1 protein-coding gene is annotated in these 1,788 nt (G+C 70.0%); it reads left to right on the forward strand.

Annotated elements, in window-relative coordinates:
- Positions 1–133: 133 nt before the first annotated feature.
- Positions 134–1,717: an ISAzo13 family transposase gene (locus G6R25_RS23755; RefSeq protein ID WP_235949512.1), complete on the forward strand. Its 1,584-nt coding sequence runs from the start codon at positions 134–136 to the stop codon at positions 1,715–1,717.
- Positions 1,718–1,788: the final 71 nt, after the last annotated feature.

A 1,788-nucleotide genomic window follows, 5' to 3' on the forward strand; every position in this document is an offset into this window, starting at 1 on the left:
TAAATAACCCGTAGATTCCGAAGATGCGGCATGATCGTGCGGTACGGGCGGGTTGGCGGTCGGTCGGGAACTGCTGGCGGCGAAGTTCGAGACGATCTTTCCGTATCTCGACGAGCGGCAGCGGCGGCTGCTGATGGGCGCGGAGGCGCGCGCGCTCGGGCACGGCGGGATCAGGCTGGTCGCCCAGGCCGCGGGAGTCCGCGAGGCTACGGTGTCCGCCGGTGTCGACGAGTTGGACGCCGGTGGCGAGCCGCTTGGGCGGGCCCGTCGGCCGGGGGCTGGGCGTAGGCGCGCCGCGGATCTCGATCCTGGGCTTCGCCCGGCGTTGCTCGCGCTGGTCGAGCCCGACGAACGGGGCGACCCGATGTCACCGCTGCGATGGACGACGAAGTCGACCCGCACGCTCGCGGCCGAACTCACCCGCCAGGGCCACCGGGTTGGTCCCGACACCGTCGCTGACCTGCTGCGCGCCGAGAAGTTCAGCCTGCAGGGCAACGCCAAGACGCTCGAGGGCCAGCGCCACCCGGACCGCGACGGCCAGTTCCGCTACATCGCCGAGCAGGCCAGTGCCCACCACGACAGCGACGATCCGGTCATCAGTGTCGACACCAAGAAGAAGGAGAACGTCGGGGCGTTCCGCAACGGCGGCCGCGAGTGGCGACCCCACGGCGAGCCAGCCGAGGTCTCCACCCACGACTTCCCCAACGAGGCGCTCGGCAAGGCGATCCCCTACGGGATCTACGACCTGGCGGCCAACACCGGCTGGGTGAACGTCGGCACCGACCACGACACCGCCGCGTTCGCCGTCGAGTCGATCCGCCGCTGGTGGACCGCCGTGGGCCAGACCACCTACCCGGCCGCGACCCGACTGCTGATCACCGCAGACGCGGGCGGGTCGAACGGCTACCGCACCCGGGCGTGGAAGGCCGAACTCGCCGCGTTCGCGCTCGCAACCGGACTGACCATCACCGTCTGCCATTTCCCGCCCGGCACCTCGAAGTGGAACAAGAGAGAGCACCGGCTGTTCTCGCACATCACGATGAACTGGCGTGGCAGGCCGCTGACCAGCCACGAGGTCATCGTCAACACCATCGCCGCGACCACCACCCGCACCGGGCTGACCGTGACCGCCACCCTCGACGCCGGGACCTACCCCGACGGGCTGAAGGTCAGCGACACCCAGATGGCCGCGCTGCCTCTCGACCGCCATGACTGGCACGGCGACTGGAACTACACGCTGCGCCCCGAACCGCCGGCTCCACCACCGCCGCCACCCCCGCCAGCGCGGGCGCCCGCCCATCCCGAGTGGGCGTACCCCGCGCTCACCGGACTCGACACCGCCGAATGGGACCAGCTGATCTCCACGCTGGACGCCCCCCGCCGCCTCCAGCGCGACGTGGCGCTGCACATCGCGCGTGGCGGGCCGCCGACCCGCAAGCCCGGTGCCGGCCACCCGCCCGCGCTCACCCTGGCCGAACGGGTCCTGGTCACCGTGCTCCAACGCCGGTTCGGCACACCCAGACCCGCCCTCGCCACGCTCTTCGGCGTCTCCATCGGCACCGTCACTACCGCGACACGCGAGACCGAGAAGCTCCTCGACCAGTACGGCCCCCCGATCCCACCAGCCCTGACGCCGATCAGGACCCTCGCCGACCTCGCTGCCCACGCCGCGAAGCACGGGATCACACTCATACCGAAGATCAAACCAGCGCGTTAAAAATCGGCAGGCTCCTAGTAGGGCTTTGTTAGGTGTCGTTGAGTTGTGGTTTCAAGCGATCTGGTGACGGA

This window comes from Candidatus Frankia alpina, assembly GCF_902806485.1.
Classification (GTDB): domain Bacteria; phylum Actinomycetota; class Actinomycetes; order Frankiales; family Frankiaceae; genus Frankia; species Frankia alpina.

Coding starts and splice junctions, on each gene's coding strand:
- G6R25_RS23755 (WP_235949512.1), top strand. CDS start 134: ATGGGCGCGGAGGCGCGCGCGCTCGGGCACGGCGGGATCAGGCTGGTC.